12 protein-coding genes are annotated in these 17964 nt (G+C 71.7%); 3 read left to right on the forward strand and 9 right to left on the reverse strand.

Going from position 1 to position 17964, the window contains the following annotated elements:
- The 6 genes from FV227_RS22860 to FV227_RS22885 all read right to left on the reverse strand — a co-directional run.
- Positions 1-479 (reverse strand): response regulator (locus FV227_RS22860; RefSeq protein WP_187274911.1); only part of this gene is annotated, 479 nt, incomplete at its 3' end.
- 103 nt (positions 480-582) lie between these two features.
- A complete protein-coding gene (locus FV227_RS22865; protein WP_147726982.1) occupies positions 583-975 on the reverse strand; it encodes a response regulator in 393 nt (130 codons plus the stop codon).
- Between the two features lie 43 nt (positions 976-1018).
- Entirely contained in the window at positions 1019-1501 is a 483-nt protein-coding gene (locus FV227_RS22870) for a chemotaxis protein CheW (RefSeq protein ID WP_147726973.1), read from the reverse strand.
- Between the two features lie 89 nt (positions 1502-1590).
- Positions 1591-4344, reverse strand: a complete 2754-nt coding sequence (locus FV227_RS22875) for a hybrid sensor histidine kinase/response regulator (protein WP_147859987.1) — start codon at positions 4342-4344, stop codon at positions 1591-1593.
- Between the two features lie 120 nt (positions 4345-4464).
- A complete protein-coding gene (locus FV227_RS22880) occupies positions 4465-5115 on the reverse strand; it encodes a hypothetical protein (protein WP_147859988.1) in 651 nt (216 codons plus the stop codon).
- On the reverse strand, positions 5112-6335 hold the full coding sequence (locus tag FV227_RS22885; RefSeq protein WP_147726976.1) for an ATPase: 1224 nt from the start codon (positions 6333-6335) through the stop codon (positions 5112-5114). The genes FV227_RS22880 and FV227_RS22885 overlap by 4 nt, the downstream gene beginning before the upstream one ends.
- A gap of 287 nt (positions 6336-6622) precedes the next feature.
- Here FV227_RS22885 and FV227_RS22890 point away from each other — a divergent pair, with 287 nt between their 5' ends.
- The gene (locus FV227_RS22890; protein ID WP_147859989.1) at positions 6623-8467 is read left to right on the forward strand and encodes a cation:proton antiporter; all 1845 of its coding nucleotides are present in this window, start codon (positions 6623-6625) and stop codon (positions 8465-8467) included.
- Between the two features lie 28 nt (positions 8468-8495).
- Here FV227_RS22890 and FV227_RS22895 read toward each other — a convergent pair whose 3' ends face one another.
- Positions 8496-8912: a hypothetical protein gene (locus FV227_RS22895; RefSeq protein WP_147726978.1), complete on the reverse strand. Its 417-nt coding sequence runs from the start codon at positions 8910-8912 to the stop codon at positions 8496-8498.
- Between the two features lie 246 nt (positions 8913-9158).
- Between FV227_RS22895 and FV227_RS22900 the strand changes: the two genes are divergently transcribed.
- Positions 9159-10334, forward strand: a complete 1176-nt coding sequence (locus FV227_RS22900; RefSeq protein WP_147859990.1) for a VWA domain-containing protein — start codon at positions 9159-9161, stop codon at positions 10332-10334.
- 10 nt (positions 10335-10344) lie between these two features.
- On the opposite strand, the gene FV227_RS22905 is transcribed toward FV227_RS22900, so the two are convergent.
- Both FV227_RS22905 and FV227_RS22910 read right to left on the reverse strand, forming a co-directional pair.
- Entirely contained in the window at positions 10345-10665 is a 321-nt protein-coding gene (locus FV227_RS22905; RefSeq protein ID WP_147726980.1) for a 2Fe-2S iron-sulfur cluster-binding protein, read from the reverse strand.
- Positions 10666-10882: 217 nt separating this feature from the next.
- Entirely contained in the window at positions 10883-11221 is a 339-nt protein-coding gene (locus FV227_RS22910) for an Hpt domain-containing protein (RefSeq protein WP_147726983.1), read from the reverse strand.
- A 248-nt stretch (positions 11222-11469) separates the two neighbouring features.
- Here FV227_RS22910 and FV227_RS22915 point away from each other — a divergent pair.
- Positions 11470-17964: hypothetical protein (locus tag FV227_RS22915; protein ID WP_147859991.1), on the forward strand; the 6495-nt coding region annotated here is incomplete at its 3' end.

Consider the following 17964-nt stretch of genomic DNA (forward strand, 5'->3'; position numbering starts at 1 on the left):
GGGGCCGGCGCCGAGCCGCGGCGGCGGGCGCGGGCGGCGCCGAACAGCCGCACCCGCTCCACGAGGTCGGCGCGGAAGGCGTCGGAGGTGGTGACGCCGCGGTTGCTCTCGGGCTTGGCGAGATAGTCGACCGCGCCGAGGGCGAGGCACTTGAGCGAGATGTCGGCGTTGCGCGTCGTCAGCGTCGACATCATCACGACCTGCACGGTCGGGCTGGCCGCGAGCATGCGCGGCAGCGCCTCGGTGCCGTCGAGCTCGGGCATGTCGATGTCGAGCAGCACCACGTCCGGATCGTGCCGCGTCATCATCTCCACGGCGATGCGGCCGTTCGAGGCGGTGCCGACGACGGTGAAGCCGGCCTCGCCGATCCAGCGCGCGACGAGCCCGCGCACCACGGCCGAGTCGTCGGCGATCAGCACCTTGATCGGCACGGACGCGGTCGCCCACGGCTTGGGCGCGAGGCTCGGGTTGGCGGCCAGCATGGGTTCGGCATCCCAATGACGATGGGGGAGTGGGGGTCGTTCGACGTCGCGGTCCAGCCGGCTCGACCGAGCCGACGCGGGCAGCCGGATCGGGCCTGCGTCAGGCCGCGGCCTGGACGACGCCGACCTGCTCGAGCTTGGCCGTCAGGATGTCGCGGTCGAACGGCTTCATGATGTACTCGTCCGCGCCCGCCCGGAGGGCCCGGGCGATGGCGCCGACGTCGTTCTCGGTCGTGCAGAACAGGATCTTCGGGCCGTTGCCGTCGGGCCGCTGGCGCAGGGCCTGGAGGAAGGCGTAGCCGTCCATGTTCGGCATGTTCCAGTCGAGCAGGATGACCTGGGGCATCGCCTCGGCGCAGCGCAGCAGGGCGTCGCTGCCGTCCTCGGCTTCCGAGACGTCGAAGCCGAGCGTCTCGATGATCCGCCGCGCCACCTTCCGGATCACGGCGGAATCGTCGACCACGAGGCAGGTGCGGGTTTCGGCTGAAGCGATGGTCACGGCGTCTTGCCCTCTCGGCTCTTTGCTGTCGGCGACGTCACGCTGCGGTCGCGCCGGCGCGTTCGGACGCGAAGACCAGCAGCGCGTTGACGTCGAGGATGACGAGCAGCCGGCCGTCGAGGCGATGGACGCCGAGGGCGAGGTCGCGCCAGCGGGCATCCAGGTTGATCGGCACCGGCTCGTGCGTCTCGACGCCGAGCTTCAGCACCTCGCCGACGCCGTCGACCACGAGGGCGAAGGTCTCGCCGCCCTGCTCCAGGCCGATCGCCATGCGCGCCGCACCTTCGGCCGCCGGAAGGCCGAGCCTGCGGCGCAGGCAGATCGCGGTGACGACGCGTCCGCGCAGGTTCAGCAGGCCGACGATCTCGGGCGGGCTCAACGGCACCGGCGTGACGCCGGCCGGGATGAACACGTCGTGCACCCGGTCGATGGCGAGCCCGAACATCGTGTCGCCGACGAAGACGGTCACGAAGTCCTGGGTCGTTCCCGCCTCCGTGGCGTTGCTGTTGGCAGCCTGCATGGTGGTGTCTCCCCGGCGTCGCGGCGCCGTCAAACCAGGATGGTCGGTTCGCGCCGGGATCGGCGCGGCACCGTCGGGACGGGCCGGTCTCAGGCGGCGTGGGCGCGGAGCGCCGCGTTCGGCGCGGCATCGAGCTCGGCGAGCGCCGCGACGAGGCCGCTGCGGTCGAACTTCGCCACGAGGTCGCTGATTGCGAGGGTGCGGGCCCGCTCGACCGCATCGGCCCCGATGGTGCCGGTGAGGCCGATCACGGGCAGGCCGGCGACCCGCGGGTCGCCCGCCCGCATCGCGCCGACGAGATCGAAGCCGCTGCGGCCCGGCATCTCCAGATCGGTCACCACGACGCTGATCCGCGCATCCGCCTGGAGGATGGCGAGCGCCTCCTCGGCACCGGGCGCCGTGACGACGCGGTAGCCGGCGGCCTTCAGCACCGGGCTCAGCATGTCGCGGAAGAAGGCCGAATCGTCCACGAGCAGCAGCGTGGCGGTCTTCGCCGAGGCCGCCTTCGCGCCGCGCGCCCAGTCGTCGTAGGCCAGCGGCAGGAAGTGGGCGATGTTGATGATGTCGGTGGCGCGGCCGCGCAGCACCGCCGACCCGATCAGGTCCGAACGCTCGGCCGCGATCTCGATGTCGAGGCGCTCCTCGACGATGTCGACGATCTCGTCGACCACGAGGCCCATCGCCCGGTCGCCGTCGGAGAACACCACCAGCGCCTGCGTCCCCTCGGTGCGGATCGCGATGGCCTCGTCGGCCGGGACCAGCGGCATCAGCCGGCCGCGATACTGGATCAGCGGACGGCCGCCGAGCCATTCGACCTTGCCGGCGTCGATCTCCTCCAGCCGCGTGACGAGCGACAGCGGAACCGCCTTGAAGCTGCCGGCGCCGCCCTTAAACACGAGGAGCGTGGTCTTCGGGTCGCCGAGCTCGGCCGCCTCGGCCTCGGCCTCGATCGGGCCGCCGCCCTGCGCGCCCTGGCTGACCTGCCGCGCGATGCCGTTCGGGTCGACGATCAGCACCACGGCGCCGTCGCCGAGGATGGTGTTGCCGGCGAACAGCGGGATGTGGCGCAGCTTCGAGGACATCGGCTTCACGACGATCTCCTCCGTATGGAAGACCTCGTCGACGAGGATGCCGAAGCGCTGGCGCCCGACCTGGGCCACCACCACGAAGCCGGTCTCGGTCCCGGTGTCGTCCTGGCCGAGCAGGCCCTTGAGGGTCACGATCGGCAGCAGCCGCTCGCGAAGGCGCAGCACCGGCGCGTCGTTGATGCGCTCGATCCGCTGCGGCGCGGTGGCGTCGACCCGCACCAGCTCGAGCACCGCGAGCTGCGGCACCGCGAAGCGGCTCTCGCCGGCCCGGACGATGAGGGCGGCGACGATCGCCAGCGTCAGCGGGATCTTGATGGTGAAGGTGGTGCCGACGCCCTTCTGCGTGGCGATGTCGATCACGCCGCCGATGGTCTCGATGTTGGTCTTCACCACGTCCATGCCGACGCCGCGGCCGGACACGGAGGTGACGGCGGCCGCGGTGGAGAACCCGGCGTCGAAGATGAACTTGGCGACCTGCGCGTCGGTCATGCGCTCGACGTCGGCCTGGGTCGCGATCCCGCGCTCCACGGCCTTCTTCCGGATCGCGACGAGATCGAGGCCCTTGCCGTCGTCGGCGATCTCGATCGTGATGGTCCCGCCCTCATGGTAGGCCGAGAGGCGGATCGAGCCGCGGGCCGGCTTGCCGGCCGAGATCCGCTGCATGGTCGATTCGAGGCCGTGGTCGGCCGAGTTCCGGACCATGTGGGTCAGCGGGTCCTTGATGACCTCGAGGACCTGCCGGTCGAGCTCGGTCTCGGCGCCGAGCATCACCAGGTCGATCTGCTTGCCGAGCTCGCTCGACAGGTCGCGCACCACCCGCGGCAGCTTCTGCCAGGCGTTGCCGATCGGCTGCATGCGCGTCTTCATGACGCCTTCCTGCAGCTCGGCCGTGACATGGGAGAGCCGCTGCAGCGGGACCTTGTAGCTCGAATCCTCGTGCTTGCGCGCGATCTCGAGGAGCTGGTTGCGGGTCAGCACCAGCTCGGACACCATCGTCATCAGGTGCTCGAGGGTGTCGACGTTCACCCGGATGGTCTGCATCTTGGCCAGGCCGCCCTCGGGGGCCTCGGCGGGCGCATCGCCCGACACCGGGGCCTTCGCGACCGGGGCCGGAGCTTCCTGCACGGGGGCCGCCGGTGCCTGTGCGATCGGAGCCGGGGCGACCGGTGCCTGAGCGATCGGCGCCGGCTCGGGCATCCAGGCGGAGGGGGCATCGTCGGGGCCGGGGGCCGCGAGGAACGCGGCTTCGAGGTCCTCGAGCGAGACCTCGCCGGGCTTGCTCTCGCGCACGACGATCTCGGGCAGCTTCGGCTCCGGAGTCTTGGGCTCCGGGAGCTTGGGCTCGGCGATCTTGGGCTCGGGAGCTGCGGCGGCCTCGGGCGTGCCGAGCGACATGCGCTCCAGCGCCTCGATCAGGTCTGCGTCGCTGCCCGCGGGCTCGGTCCCAGTGGCTTCAAGGTCGGCGAGGATGAGCTTCAGGCGATCGAGCGTCGCGAGGATCAGGCTGACGGCCGGGCTGGTCACCGCGAGACCGTCGCGGAAGCGACCCATCAGGGTCTCGGCGGCATGCGCCAGCGCTTCCAGCCGCGGCAGGCCGAGGAAGCCGCAGGTTCCCTTGATGGTGTGCACGAGGCGGAAGATATTCCGGAGGATCGTCTCGTTGTTCGGATCCTGCTCGAACCGGACGAGTTCCGTGTCGACGGTGTCGAGATGCTCGCCGCTCTCAGTCAGAAACTCGCGCAGAAGGTCGTCCATCGGCGGTACTCGGATCACGTCTGCACGCACGTTCGTGCAGACGCATCCTGGCGCGCGAGCGGTTAGGGAAGCGTTTCCTCGGACCCGTTTTTTCGTGCGATGGCGTCGTGTCGGCCTGCGTTACAGCGACTTGCCGTCGTGCCAGACGCAGTTCGAGGCGAGGATCGCAAGATTCACGTCCGATTTTTGCGGTTGCGGTAGGGTTTTACCGTCCATCGCGAGATCGATCTTGATCTCCACCTGGCCCTTCGACTCGTTGGACCGCCGGGAGAAGTAGCAGTACTGCTGGTAGGGCTGTTCGGCGCTGTCCTTGAAGTTCCAGCCGGTCACGATCTGCCCGTCGAGATAGGGCACCTGCTTGAACACGGTGAAGGTGGTGTTGACGATCGCCTTCGAAGCCGGCGCCGCGTCGGCCCCGAGCTGCGCCTTCGTCGGCGTCGGGGCGCCGGCGGCCTTCGGCAGCCCGCCTTCGAGCTTCAGCACGTTGTCGGTCAGCGTCACCTCGCCCTTGGTCTTGAGCGTGACGTCGGAGAGCGCCGCCTGCATCGCGGCGGCGATCTTCTCGGCGGCGGTGTCGAACTGGTTCATCGTGGCCCAGCCGTAGGCCGCCGCGCCGATGCCGATGCCGGCCAGCGCGGTGAAGATCCCCGCGCCGGCCGCCCGGAACAGGAAGGCGCGGGCGAAGACGATGCGGGATTCCGCCCGCAGCCGGCCGTTGACCTGCTGCGCGAGCGCGATGTTCTCCGGCGACCCCTGCGCGACGTAGCTCATGCGCCCGCTCCCGCGCTGGCGGCCGGAAGGTTCGGCTGGTTCGCGGCCGCGATCCCCGGGGCGATCCCCGTGGCCGGGCGGTTGATCGGGATCACCGCGCCCGTCGCCGCCTCGCGGTTCTGCCGCGGCAGCACCGGCTCGAGGTTCTGCTTCAGCGCCTCGGTGATCGATTCCAGCATGTAGGGGGTCGCCTCCGGGTTCACGGCGGCGCCGAGGTCGTCCTCGTCCATGAAGGTCTTGCGCACCGAGACAGCGCAGAGCGCCAGGATCGTCGAGGCGAAGGCGGCGCAGAGGGCCGGCAGGAACACGAAGATGCGCAGGAAGGCGTGCACCTGCTGCTCGGACACGTCGATCGGGTCGACGCCGTAGACCATCGCCGTGAAGGAGTGCAGCTGCGAGCGGTTCACGGCGTTGCGGTAGGCCTGCTCGGCGTCTGCGACCTTGCGCTCGGCGGCGCCGCGGTCGAGCTGCGCACGGGCCTTGCGCGCCTCTTCCAGGTCTTTGGTCAGCACGCCGCGATCGGCGGAGGCCTTGGCGACGCTCGACGAGAGCGTGGCGGTGCGCGGGTCGGTGACGCATTTCAGGTTCTGGTAGCGCACGCCGCGGCTGTTGGTGCCGAACACCTTCTCGCAGCGCTGCGCCGGCAGCGCCGAGAGCTGCGCCGCGTTGTCGGCGGCGCGCTTCTCGATCTGGTCGAGCTCGGTCGTGTACTGTGCGACCCGGGCGTCGGCCGAGGCGATGCGGTTGTCGATGGTGCTCCGATCGGCCTGCGCGTCCTTGAGCGCGGTCTTGGTCTTGGAGGCCTCCATCAGGCGGGGATGGAACATCATCTCGCCGAGCTGCGAGACCGACTTCGTCGTCACGCCGGCGGCGAAGATGATGCCAACGACCGCGAGCGCCCGAATGAAGTACGAGCGCTGCGTCCGCGCCAGGATACCCAGCGGCACGCGGCACAGCTCGACCGCGGCGTAGACCAGCGGCGCCAGCAGCATGAAGTAGAAGGCGTGGTTGTCGCCGTCGCTGTAGACCGCCGCGAACAGCCAGGCGCCCCAGAGCGAGGCGCCGATGACCATGAACTCGACGAGGTAGGCGATCGCGACGTAGCCCCACTTGATGCGATAGCCCTTCTCGACATGGCGCTCGTGCGTCCACCTGTCGGACTCGATGGCCCAGGCACGGCGCTCGCGCTGGACCTCCCGGCTCGGGGGCATCTTTCGCATGGGGCTCTCTAAGCTCGGATCGTATGCGACGCGCGGTTGAGCGTAACCGTTCGTTAATCGTTTTCGCTAAGCGGGCATTGTGCCGAATTTGGGCCGCATGGCGGCCATCCACCGGAACCGCATCCGGGGTGGCGCAAATGCCTCACTTCGAAATCGCGAATTCGGGCGGGGCGGCCGTCCAATCGCGCCGCGGCGGCGTTTCGAGGTTGCTCGCGCGACGCCCACCTCGCATGATCGCGGCGACCCAAAGCAGCGCCACCCGACCAAGAGGTTCGAACCGACCGCCGATGCCCGACGTCCATGCCGGCTCCTACAAGGAAGCGATCCTGTTCCTCGTCACCGCGGGCGTGGTGGTGCCGCTGTTCCATCGGCTGCGCATCAGCCCGGTGCTGGGCTTCATCGGCGCCGGCGCGCTCCTCGGGCCGTTCGGGCTCGGCCGCTTCGCCGACCAGTTCCACTGGGTCTCGCTGTTCACGATCGGCAACCGCACCGAGATCGCGCATCTGGCCGAGTTCGGCGTGATCTTCCTGATGTTCATGATCGGCGTCGAGCTGTCCTGGGAGCGGCTGCGCACGCTGCGGCGCCTGGTTTTCGGCCTCGGCTCGATCCAGGTGATCTGCTCGGCCCTGGTGATCGGCTCGATCCTGTTCGGGCTGAAGGTACCGCTGGCGGGCGCGGTGATCGTCGGCATCGCGCTGGCGCTGTCCTCCACCGCCGTGGTGCTGCCGGTGCTGGCCGAGCAGCGGCGGCTCAACACGCCGGCCGGGCGCGCGAGCTTCGCGGTGCTGCTGTTCCAGGACCTTGCCGTGGCGCCGGTCCTGTTCGCGATCGCGGTGTCGGGCCGCAGCGACGGCGCCGACATGGGCGGCGCGCTGGCTCTGGCTCTGGCCCAGGCGGCGATCGCTTTGGTGCTGATCGTGGTCGCCGGCCGCCTCGCGCTTCGGCCGCTGTTCCACCTCGTGGCGCGCACGAAGTCGGCCGAGCTGTTCATGGCGGCCTGCCTGCTCGTCATCGTCGCGACCGCCCTGACGGCGGCCGCCTCGGGCCTGTCGATGACGCTGGGCGCCTTCGTCGCCGGGCTGCTGCTCGCCGAGACCGAGTACCGCCGGGCGATCGAGGCCACGATCGATCCGTTCAAGGGGCTCCTGCTCGGGGTGTTCTTCGTCTCCGTGGGGATGAACCTCGATCCCGCGCAGCTGCTGGCGGCGCCCGGCGCGATCCTCGGGCTCGCCTTCGCGCTGCTGTTCATCAAGGCGGCGGTCGTGGTGATGGCGGCGCCCGCGCTCAAGCTCTCCCGCGCCGTCGCCCTGGAGACCGCGATGCTGCTCGGGCCGGGCGGCGAGTTCGCCTTCGTGCTGATCGGCGGGGCAATGGCCGGCGGACTGGTGCCGGAGCCGGTCGGGGGCGCGGCGCTGATCGTCACCACCGTGACAATGATCATGATCCCGGGCCTCGCGGCGCTCGGCCGGCGGATCGGGAAGCGCGCCTCGAAGAACCAAGCCGGGCGGGTGCGGGCCGACCCGCCGCCGGACAAGCAGCAAGACCGGGTCATCGTCGCCGGCTACGGCCGGGTCGGTCGGCAGGTCGGCGAGATGCTGGCCCGCCACAAGATCCCCTACCTCGCCCTCGACGCGGACGCCGCCCGCGTCGCCGAGCAGCGCCGGCTCGGCAAGCCGGTCTATTTCGGCGATTCCTCGAACACCGACCTGCTGCGCCGCTGCGACATCGCCACCGCGCGGGCGCTGGTGGTGACCCTCGACAACCCGCACGCGGTCGAGGCGGTGGTGATGGCCGCCCGCGCCGAGCGGGCGGACCTGACCATCGTCGCGCGCGCCCGCGACGCCAAGCACGCGACCGCGCTCTACGAGCTCGGCGTCGACGACGCGGTGCCGGAGACGATCGAGGCCTCGCTTCAGCTGTCGGAGGCGGTGCTGGTGGATGTCGGCGTGCCGATGGGCCTCGTCATCGCCTCGATCCACGAGCGCCGCGACGAGTACCGCGCGATGCTCAAGCGCAAGGAGACCGACACCCGCCCGGTCTTCCGGGCGCGACGCACCGTCGGCAAGGCGCACGAGGCGCCGCGCGAGGCGCCTCCCAAGGACGAGCCCGCTCCGGTGGTGCGGCGCGCCTGAGCCGGGCGCGGACGCCGCGCGCCTGCGGTCAGATCAGGTTCGGCATCGCCTCGCCGTGCCAGTCGCGCGCCTCCGGCTTGGCCGCCCGGACCGCGCGGGCCGGCTCGAGCCCCTCTGCGAAGCTGCAGCGGTAGACGATCTCGTCGGGCGGTCCGAGCCCCATCGAGAGCGGCACCGTCACGGTGTCGCCGTTGAAGCGCCAGCCGCGGGCGCCCTTGTCCCAGTACAGCCAGACCGTTCCCGGATGCCCCTTCAGCGCGAACACCGCCGCCTTGCGCGAGATCGCCTGGACCGTGCGCGGCAGGTACATGCCCTTGTCGCGGTAGGCCGCGCGGGCCGCCTCGGGCTGGCGATCCATGAAGGTGTTGCGAACGACCTGAATCATCGCGCCCGGCTTCCCGAGAAACCGCTTGAATTCGGACATGTTGCGTAGGATGACTGCCATCGCAGACCTCCTGATTCCGGGCATGTTGACTCTCGCCACGCCCGGCTGGACTCGATGCATCCGAGATGATCGATTCCGATGACTGTTTGCGTGACCGTGCGAGCCCGACTCGACGGGATATCAACAGGAATGAGGACTTGTACCCAGGAATCCTGGCCTGCCGGAGCCCATCGTCCCGCCGCACCGCCCTTCAGGTGATCGCGACCGGCGCTTGACCCGATGCCCGCCGCGGCGCGTTATCGAGCGATGCTGCTTCAGTTCTTCACAGCGCTGCGCGAGGCGCGCGTCCCCGTCTCCCTGCGCGAGTACCTAGTCCTGCTGGGCGCGCTCGAGCGCGACCTCGCCGAGAAGCGGGTCGAGGAGTTCTACTTTCTCGCCCGTACGGCCCTGGTGAAGGATGAGGGCCATCTCGACCGGTTCGACCGGGTGTTCGGGTCGGTCTTCAAGGGCCTGGAAACCGTCGGCGAGGCTGTGGCGCCCACCGCGATTCCGGAGGAATGGCTGCGCAAGCTCGCCGAAAAGTACCTCACCGATGCCGAGAAGGCGGAGATGAAGGCGCTCGGCTGGGACAAGCTGTTCGAGAACCTGAAGCAGCGGCTCGCCGAGCAGAAGGAGCGCCACCAGGGCGGCTCCAAGTGGATCGGCACCGGCGGCACCTCGCCCTTCGGCGCCTACGGCTACAACCCGGAGGGCATCCGCATCGGCCAGGACGGCAACCGCAACTTCCGCGCGGTGAAGGTCTGGGACAAGCGCGAGTTCAAGGATCTCGACGACACCGTCGAGCTCGGGACCCGCACGATGCGGCTGGCCCTGCGGCGGCTGCGCCGCTTCGCCCGCACCGGGGCGGCCGACGAGCTCGACCTCGATGGCACGATCCGCGAGAGCGCCCGCCAGGGCTACATCGACGTGCGCCTGCGGCCGGAGCGGCGCAACGCGGTGAAGGTGTTGCTGTTTCTCGACGTCGGGGGCTCGATGGATTGGCACGTCGAGCAGGTCGAGGAGCTGTTCTCGGCCGCGCGCTCGGAGTTCAAGCACTTCGCGCACTTCTACTTCCACAACTGCCCCTACGAGGCGGTGTGGACCGAGAACCGCCGCCGCCACGACGCGGCGACGCGGCTCGTCGACGTGATCCGCACCTATCCGTCGGACTACCGCGTGGTGTTCGTCGGCGACGCCTCGATGAGCCCCTACGAGATCGCGGCGCCCGGCGGATCGGTGGAGCACTGGAACGAGGAGCCCGGCGCGGCTTGGGTCCAGCGGGTGCTCGCGCACTTTCCGAAGGCGGTGTGGCTCAACCCGGTGCCGGCGCCGCAATGGGGCTACACGCAATCGATCGCGATGATGCGGCGGCTGTTCTCCAACCGCATGTTCCCGCTGACGCTGGAAGGCCTCGACGGGGCGATGCGGGCGCTGCTGCGTTGAACCCGATCGCTCAGCCCTGGCGGGCCGGCGTCGTCACCGTGAGCCCGTCGAACTCGGGCTTGATGCGGATCTGGCACGAGAGCCGGGACGTCGCCTTCACGTCGGAAGCGAAATCGAGCATGTCCTGCTCCATGTCCTCGGCCGGCCCGACCGCCTCGGCCCAATCGTCGGCCACGTAGACGTGGCAGGTGGCGCAGGCGCAGGCGCCGCCGCACTCCGCGTCGATCCCCGGCACGTTGTTGCGCAACGCCGTCTCCATGACGGTGGCGCCGACGCTGCCCTCGACGGTCCTCGCCGTTCCGGCATGATCGACGTAGGTGATCTTGGGCATCCGTAACTCCGGGCTCGTGGATCGGGCGGGCAAATGTCCGGCGAGCGCCGGGCCTGCTTGGCGGGGCATGACGCGGATTGCAAGCACGCGAACGTTGTGACGCGTCGGCGGACACCTGAGGGATGGGTTTGTCGCTGCAAGCTACGCGGCAAGCCGCGGCGTGTTCCCCTCCCCTGCAACCCGAACCGCTTATGCCGCAGATGTCGACCGCTCAGGATCAGCCGGCGATCTCCGCGAGCACGGCCGCGACCGCCGGTCCGAGGGCAGCCACCGCGTCTGCGCCGTCGCCGCCCCCGCGCAGCGCCGACTCGGCGGCGGCGGCGAGATCGCGCACGCGCCCGGCGCCGACCGAGGCGGCGGAGCCCTTCAGGGTGTGGGCGAGATCGGCACGGTCCTGCCCCGGCAGCGCCGCATCGGACAGGCGCGGCAGGATCCGCAGGCACTGCTCCGCGAACAGGCCGAGGAGCTCGGCGGCCAGATCCGCGTCTCCGAACGTCTGTGCGTCGAGATGCGCACGGTCGATGGCGTCCACGGTCGGGCTTCCTCGGATCTGCATCCCGGCTGTCCACAGGGCGCGCCGCAAAACGGTCGCCACCGGATCATCCTTGCTGCATCATGGGTTGGCGGCCTGTCCGCCAGGTCCGCTCCGCCTTGGTAACCATTCCGTTAAGGAATTCCGAAGCGGGGTCCCCGATCGGGTATCCGGGGGGGCCGGCGGGGTCTAAATTGACTTGGTAAACGGGTAGTTGTGTCTCCGCCACCGGCTCTCGCCGGCGGTCGCGAGATCGCGTAACGAGGCGTTGCATGGCCACCGAAAAGAAGCTGAAGGACCCGGCCGAGGCGGCGCTCTCTGCGATCGAGCAGGCGCTGAACCTCGAGGTCCTGACGCCCGAGGCCGAGACCCGGACCGAGCCGCGCCTGCCCGATGTCGGCGACGGCGACCCGCTGCAGGAGCAGGGCGGGCGCCTGAGCCCGCCGCGCCTCGACCTCGATCCGCCGCTCGCCTCCGACGTGCCGCCGCCTGGCCGGGAGCGCGCGCATCGCGAAGGCGGCCTGCTTCCGCCCGACCGCTCGCTGGTGGCCAACGACGACCGGCGCAACATTGGAATCCTGCAGCAGACGCTGCGCGTGCGCCCGGCGCGGACTCCCTACATCCTGGCCGCGCTGGCGGCGTTCCTATGGGTCAACGGACTCGCGCTGCTGGCCTGGAATCAGTCCGGCGGCGACCTGAAGGGATTTCTGACCGGCCTCACCGCGCTGCAGGCCACGGTCGGCGCCGCCGCGCTGGTCGGGCCGGTGGTGCTGTTCCTGATCACCGGCATGCTGGCCGTGCGGGCCCAGGAGATGCGCCTCGTGGCGCGCGCCGTCGGAGAGGTCGCGATCCGCCTGGCCGAGCCCGAGAGCTTCTCCACCGACGCGGTGCTGACGATGTCGCAGACCGTCCGCCGCGAGGTCGCGGCGGTCGGCGACGGCGTCGAGCGGGCCCTGGCCCGGGCCGGCGAGCTGGAAACCCTGGTCCGCGGCGAGATCGCGACCCTGGAACGCGCCTATTCCGACAACGAGATCCGCATCCGCTCCCTCGTCGACGAGCTCGTGGCGCAGCGCGAGTCCATCGTCGCCAACGCCGAACGCGTGCGTGGCGCGATCACCGGCTCGCACCAGAGCCTGACGCAGGAGCTGGAGGGCGCGGCCGAGCGCATCGTCACGGCGATGACCGGCGCCGGCGAGCGCGTCACCGGCGCGCTCGACGCGCGCGGCGACGCCATCACGACGTCGCTGGGCGAGGCCGGCGACCGCGTCGTCGGCGTGATGTCGGGACGCGGCGACGAGCTGATCGCGCGGCTCGCCGCCACCAGCGAAGGCGTGCGCGGCTCGATCGCGGAGGTCGGCGAGACGCTGACGCGGTCGTTCGAGACTCGCGCGGCCGACGTGACCCGGGTGTTCGAGAGCACCGGCGGCGCGCTGACCGAGCGGCTGGCCGAGAACGCCAGCCAGGTCGCACGCTCGCTCGCCGAGACCGGTGCCGGCGTGATCGACGCCCTCGACCGCCAGGGCGCGACGGTGCGCGAGAGCTTCGAGCGCTCGGCGGGAAGCCTGGAGACCACGTTCCTCAGCCGCGGCGATGCGCTCGCCGAGCGCTTCACCCAGACCGGCGGCGAGATCACCGCTCGCTTCGCCGAGACCGGCGACGCCCTGCGCGCGCACTTCGCGGCCACCGGCACCGCCCTGTCCGACGACATCGCCGGCCGCGGCGCCGCGCTCCGCACTGAGATCGAGACCGCCGGCGACGGCGTCGCCGCGTCGATCGAGGCGCGCGGCCGCGACGCCCAGGCCGGGCTGGCGCTCGCCGCCGCGGGGGTCATCGAGACCTTCGCGTCGCGCGCCGCCGCCGTCCGCGACGACCTCATCGGCACCGCCGAGCGGGTCGCGGAGGCGGTCACCACAGGCGGCGGCGGCGTCGCCGACCGCATCGAGGCGATCGCCGGGCGCCTGCACGAAACCATCACCCTCCACGGCGGCGACCTGGAGACCCGCCTCGACGCGGCGGGCGAGCGCGCCGGCAGCCTCGTGGCCCAGCGCTCGCAGGAGGCCGCCTCCAGCCTGCAGGCCGCCTTCGCCAACCTCGGCGACACCTTCGCCCACGGCGCCTCGGGCGCCACCGGTTCGCTCCGCGAGACCATCGCGACCCTCTCGGCCGAGATCGCGGCGCGCACCGCCGAGGCCGTGGACAGCTTCCGCCGCTCGGCGGAGGAGACCACGGTCTCGATCGGCGCGACCGGTGCCGAGGCGGCGCAGGCGATGCGCCGCTCGGCCGCCGGCGCCACCGGCGAGCTCGAGGCCCGCACCGTCGAGGCCGTTCAGATCTTCGAGCGTCGCCTGGCCGACACCGCCGCCGACCTCGCGGCCCGCAGCGCCGAGGCCGCCGAGGCGATCGGCCTTGCGGCGACCGCCGCGCACGGCGCCACCGCGACCCAGACCGCCGAGATGGCCGCCCGCGTCGACGCCGCGATGGACGCGCTGCGCGCGACCTCCGGCGAGGTGACAGGTGCCGTCGAGACGCACATGACAGGCCTGCTCGGCCGGATCCGCGCCGCCTCGGAGGAGACCGGGGGCGAGCTCGGCAGCCGTGCCGAGGCGGCGATCGAGGCTCTGCGCACTGCGATGGGCTCGCTCAACGCCGAATTCGCGACGCGCTCGAACGAGACCACAGGCGCCATCGCCCGCGCCGCCGATCAGGTCGCCGAGGAGCTGTCCGCCCGGATGCGCACGATCGAGGCGGCCTTCGGCGAGCACGGCCGCGGCGTCACCGACCTCCTCGCCAGCCATGCCGAGGAGACCCAGGCGCGGATCGCCGGGACCGGACGCGACATCGTCCTCGCGGTCGCGACGCAGGGCGCGCGCGTCGCCGACGCCCTCCACCAGAGCGGCGCCAGCTTCGGCGAGACCGCCGACGTGCGGGTCAAGGCGATCGACGAGACCATCGGCAGCCGGCTCGCCGCCCTGCAGGACATCATCGCCCGCGGCGACATCCTCGCCGACAAGATCTCCCGCGACACGAGCACGCTCGGCGAGACCATGGGTGGCAGCCTGGCCGAGATGGACCGGATCATTTCCGTGAAGGGCAAGGCGGTCGCCGAATCCATCGCCGAACGCACCCGCGACGCGCAGGACGCGGTCGAGACCCATCTCGGCGCGCTGGAAGAGCGCTCGGCGAAGCGCTCCAGCGAGATCGGCGAGACCTTCGCCAACCTCGTTACCCACATCGACGGGCATCTCGGCACCCGCGCGACGGCGCTGAACGAGGCCCTGGTCGGCCGCACCGGCGAGATGGCGCGGATCATGGCCGAGGGCAGCCGCGACCTCGTGCAGGCGCTGGACAGCCGGACCGAGGGCCTGGGCCAGGACATCGCGTCCCGCGCGGTCGCCATCAGCGACGCCCTCGCGCTCCGCAGCGAGGAGATCGCCCGCCGCCTCGACGAGGGGGCCGGACGGTTCGACACCGGCGTGCTCGGCCGCCTCGAGGCGATCGGCGCGGCGCTGGAGGAGCGCAGCCGCCTGGTCGACGAGCGCTTCGGTGCCCAGGCCTTCGAGGCGATCCGCCTGATCGAGAGCCGCACCCGCGCGGTTGACGAGGAACTCGGCAGCCGGACCCGCGACCTCGTGGAGACGATCGAGAGCCGCACCAGCGGCATCGACGCGGCGATGGCCGCGCGCGTCGCCGACCTCACCCGCGCGATCGAGGAGCGGACCGGCGGCATCGACGCCGCGCTCGCCGGCCGCGTCCAGGAACTCGTCGCCCTGATCGAGGAGCGGGCGACCAGCGCCGACGCGGCGCTCGCGACCCAGACCGAGACGGTACGGCGCGCCTTCGCCGAGCGCTCGGACCTGCTCGGCCAGCTCATCGACGAGCGCACCGCCGCGATGTCGAATGAGCTCGACGACAAGGGCCGCATGGTGTTCGGCGCCATCGGCGGCCGCATCACCGAGCTGGCCCGCCTGTTCGACCGCGGCGGCACCTCGCTCGGCGAGGTCATCGACCAGCGCGGCGAGAGCGTGCTGGCCAAGCTGCAGCAGACCATCGCCGACGCGGAGCGCATGCTGGGCGACGGCGAGGGGCGCCTCGGGCGCACCCTCTCGTCCCGCACCTCGGACATCAGCGGCCTGCTCGACGAGGGCGTGCGCACGGTCCACGACCTGCTCGACGCCCGCACAAACCAGATCCGCCTCCTGCTCGACGAGCACGCCACGACCCTGTCGTCGAGCCTCGACAGCCGCATGGGCCCGCTCCACGACGCCCTCGACAGCCGCGGCCGCGAGTTGGTCGAGACCATCGCGACCACGCTCGGCCACGCCACGAGCACCCTCGACGACCGGACCCAGGCGATGGGAACCCTGTTCGACGAGCGCCTGCATGCGCTGGCGGACCTCGTCGACGGCCGCGGGACACAGTTCGCCAAGACCGTGGACGCCCGGGCGCAGATGCTGCGCGCCCTGTTCGAGCAGGCGCATGCCGCCCTCGATGCGGTGGTCGAAGGCCGCGGCGATCACCTGGCCACGAACGTGGACGCCCGCGTCGCGACGCTGCGCGCGGTGTTCGACGAGGCGCCGGCCGCGCTGGCGCAGCTCGTCGACGCCCGCGAGCGCCAGCTCACCGAGGCGCTGGACGAGCGCACGTCCGCCCTGCGCACCGCCTTCGCCGAAGCGCACGACGCCCTCGAAGGCCTGGTCGAGAGCCGCGGGCGGCAGCTGGCCGAGACCGTCGACACCCGGACGCAGACCCTGCGCTCCCTGTTCGACGAGAGCGGCCACGCGCTGGGCAGCGCCGTCGAGGATCGTGCCGAGCACTTCGCCCGGATGGTTGCGGCCCGCACCGACGGCCTGCGCGCCCTCTTCGACGAGGCGACCGGCACGATCGAGCACCTACTCGAAAGCCGCACCTCGGCCCTGGGCGGCGACGTCGAGGCCCGCACCCGGGCGATCACCGAGGCCTTCGACGCCCGGATGGCCGACCTCGCCGACCTGCTGCAAGCGCGGACCGATGCCTTCGCCAAGACCGTCGAGGCGCAGGGCACGGCCCTCACCGTCAGCGTCGACGGCCGCAGCGAGGCCTTCACCCAGCGCATCGACAGCCGGATGAAGACCTTCGCCACCCTGGTGGCCTCGCGCGGCGACGCGCTCGCCACGGCCTTCGACGACCGCCACGACGCCTTCGCCGGCCTCGTCGAGGAGCGGATGGCGTCCCTCGTGGCAGCGCTCGACGAGCGCGCCCGCAGCCACGCGGCTTTGGCCGACGCCCACACGGCGGCGCTCGGGGCGACCCTCGACGAGCGCAACGCCGCGATGGCGGCGCTGCTCGACGAGCGGACCGAGGCCCTGTCCGCCGGCTTCGAACGCCGCGCCGACGCGCTCGGCACGCTGGTGGATTCCCGCGGCGAGGCCCTGGCACGCCGCCTCGCGCAGAGCGCCGAGACCATCGTCCGCGGCATCGAGGAGGGCGGCGGCGCCCTGGTCGAGCGCGTCGACGGGACCGGCCGCACGGTCGCGGACACCATGAAGGGCCATATCGACCGCCTGCGGGCGGTGATCGACGGACCGGTGCTGCAGCTCTCCGGCGCCCTGGCCGAGCGCGGCACCGCGATCGAGCGGGCGCTCGCCGAGACCGGCGAGCCCCTGATCGAGGCGCTGCGCGAGCGCACCGAGGCGCTGACCCTGCAATCGCGCGAATCGGCCGAAGCGCTGCGCGCCGCGGTCGAGAACGGTGCGGCCCGCTCCATCGCAGGCCTGTCCGAGGTCAACGACCGCCTGCGGCGCGACCTCGGCAGCGTGGTCGCCCGGATCGAGGCGGCGAACGCGGCCCTCATGGATCTCGTCGCCGGTGCCGATGCCAATCTCGGCGCGATCGAGGGCAGCCTCGCCAACCGCGTCCAGCAGATCCAGGAGGCGCTGCAGGAGGTCGCGGCGCAGACCGGGACGGCGAGCGAGGGCGTCTCGGCCCAGGTCGAGGCCCTGCGCGGCGTCGCCGAAGGGGCCGTGCGCGAGGCCACGAGCTTGGCCGAGGCCCTCGACGGCCGCAGCCGAGCCCTGGCCGAGCAGTCCCGCACCCATGTGGCCGAGCTCGGCCGCGCCGCCGGGTCGCTCGAGGGCGTCGAGGGCCGGCTCGCCGCCAGCCTGTCGGGCCGCGAGGAAGCGATGGAGACGGCTCTGGCCGGCCTGCAGGAGCGCTCGGCTTCGTTGGAGAGCCAGACCGCGGCCTTCGCCGAGGCGATCGAGCGTTCTCTGCGCGCCGCCGAGGAGCGCGCTCGCGCCGTCGGCGAAAGCCTCACGCAGTCGGCCGGCGCCGCCGGCGCCCGTGTGTCGGAGGCCTTCGACGGCCTCCGGACCGGAGCCGACGCGGAGGGCGAGAAGACCGCCGAGTCCGTCCGCGCCGCCATCGCCGCCGCCTCGGCCGAGATGCGCACCGTCTTCGCGGAGGCACAGACCCGCTTCGGTGAATCGGTCGCCGGCATGCGCGAGATGGCAGGGGCGATCCGGACCGAGCTCGACGCCACCCGCGCCGACCTCGCCCGCGGCGTGCTGGAGCTGCCGCAGGAGACCCAGGACGCCACCGGCGAGATGCGCCGCGTGGTCTCCGATCAGATCAAGGCGCTGAACGAGCTCTCGGCCCTCGTCGCCCGCTCGAACCGTGCGGTCGACGTGGTTCAGCCGCAGGCGGCCGAGCAGCGGCGGACGGCGGAGGCCGGCGGTCGTGCCGCTCCGGCTTCGCGCCCGGCTCCGGCGCAGCCAGCGGCGGCCGCGACC

The sequence above is a fragment of the Methylobacterium sp. WL119 genome (assembly GCF_008039875.1).
In the GTDB taxonomy this organism is placed as follows: Bacteria; Pseudomonadota; Alphaproteobacteria; order Rhizobiales; family Beijerinckiaceae; genus Methylobacterium.

What these genes read in the sequence shown, in the direction of transcription:
- FV227_RS22870 (WP_147726973.1), bottom strand. Translation starts at nt 1,501, where the DNA reads ATGCAGGCTGCCAACAGCAACGCCACGGAGGCGGGAACGACCCAGGAC.
- FV227_RS22875 (WP_147859987.1), bottom strand. Translation starts at nt 4,344, where the DNA reads ATGGACGACCTTCTGCGCGAGTTTCTGACTGAGAGCGGCGAGCATCTC.
- FV227_RS22880 (WP_147859988.1), bottom strand. Translation starts at nt 5,115, where the DNA reads ATGAGCTACGTCGCGCAGGGGTCGCCGGAGAACATCGCGCTCGCGCAG.
- FV227_RS22885 (WP_147726976.1), bottom strand. Translation starts at nt 6,335, where the DNA reads ATGCGAAAGATGCCCCCGAGCCGGGAGGTCCAGCGCGAGCGCCGTGCC.
- FV227_RS22890 (WP_147859989.1), top strand. Translation starts at nt 6,623, where the DNA reads ATGCCCGACGTCCATGCCGGCTCCTACAAGGAAGCGATCCTGTTCCTC.
- FV227_RS22895 (WP_147726978.1), bottom strand. Translation starts at nt 8,912, where the DNA reads ATGGCAGTCATCCTACGCAACATGTCCGAATTCAAGCGGTTTCTCGGG.
- FV227_RS22900 (WP_147859990.1), top strand. Translation starts at nt 9,159, where the DNA reads ATGCTGCTTCAGTTCTTCACAGCGCTGCGCGAGGCGCGCGTCCCCGTC.
- FV227_RS22905 (WP_147726980.1), bottom strand. Translation starts at nt 10,665, where the DNA reads ATGCCCAAGATCACCTACGTCGATCATGCCGGAACGGCGAGGACCGTC.
- FV227_RS22910 (WP_147726983.1), bottom strand. Translation starts at nt 11,221, where the DNA reads ATGCAGATCCGAGGAAGCCCGACCGTGGACGCCATCGACCGTGCGCAT.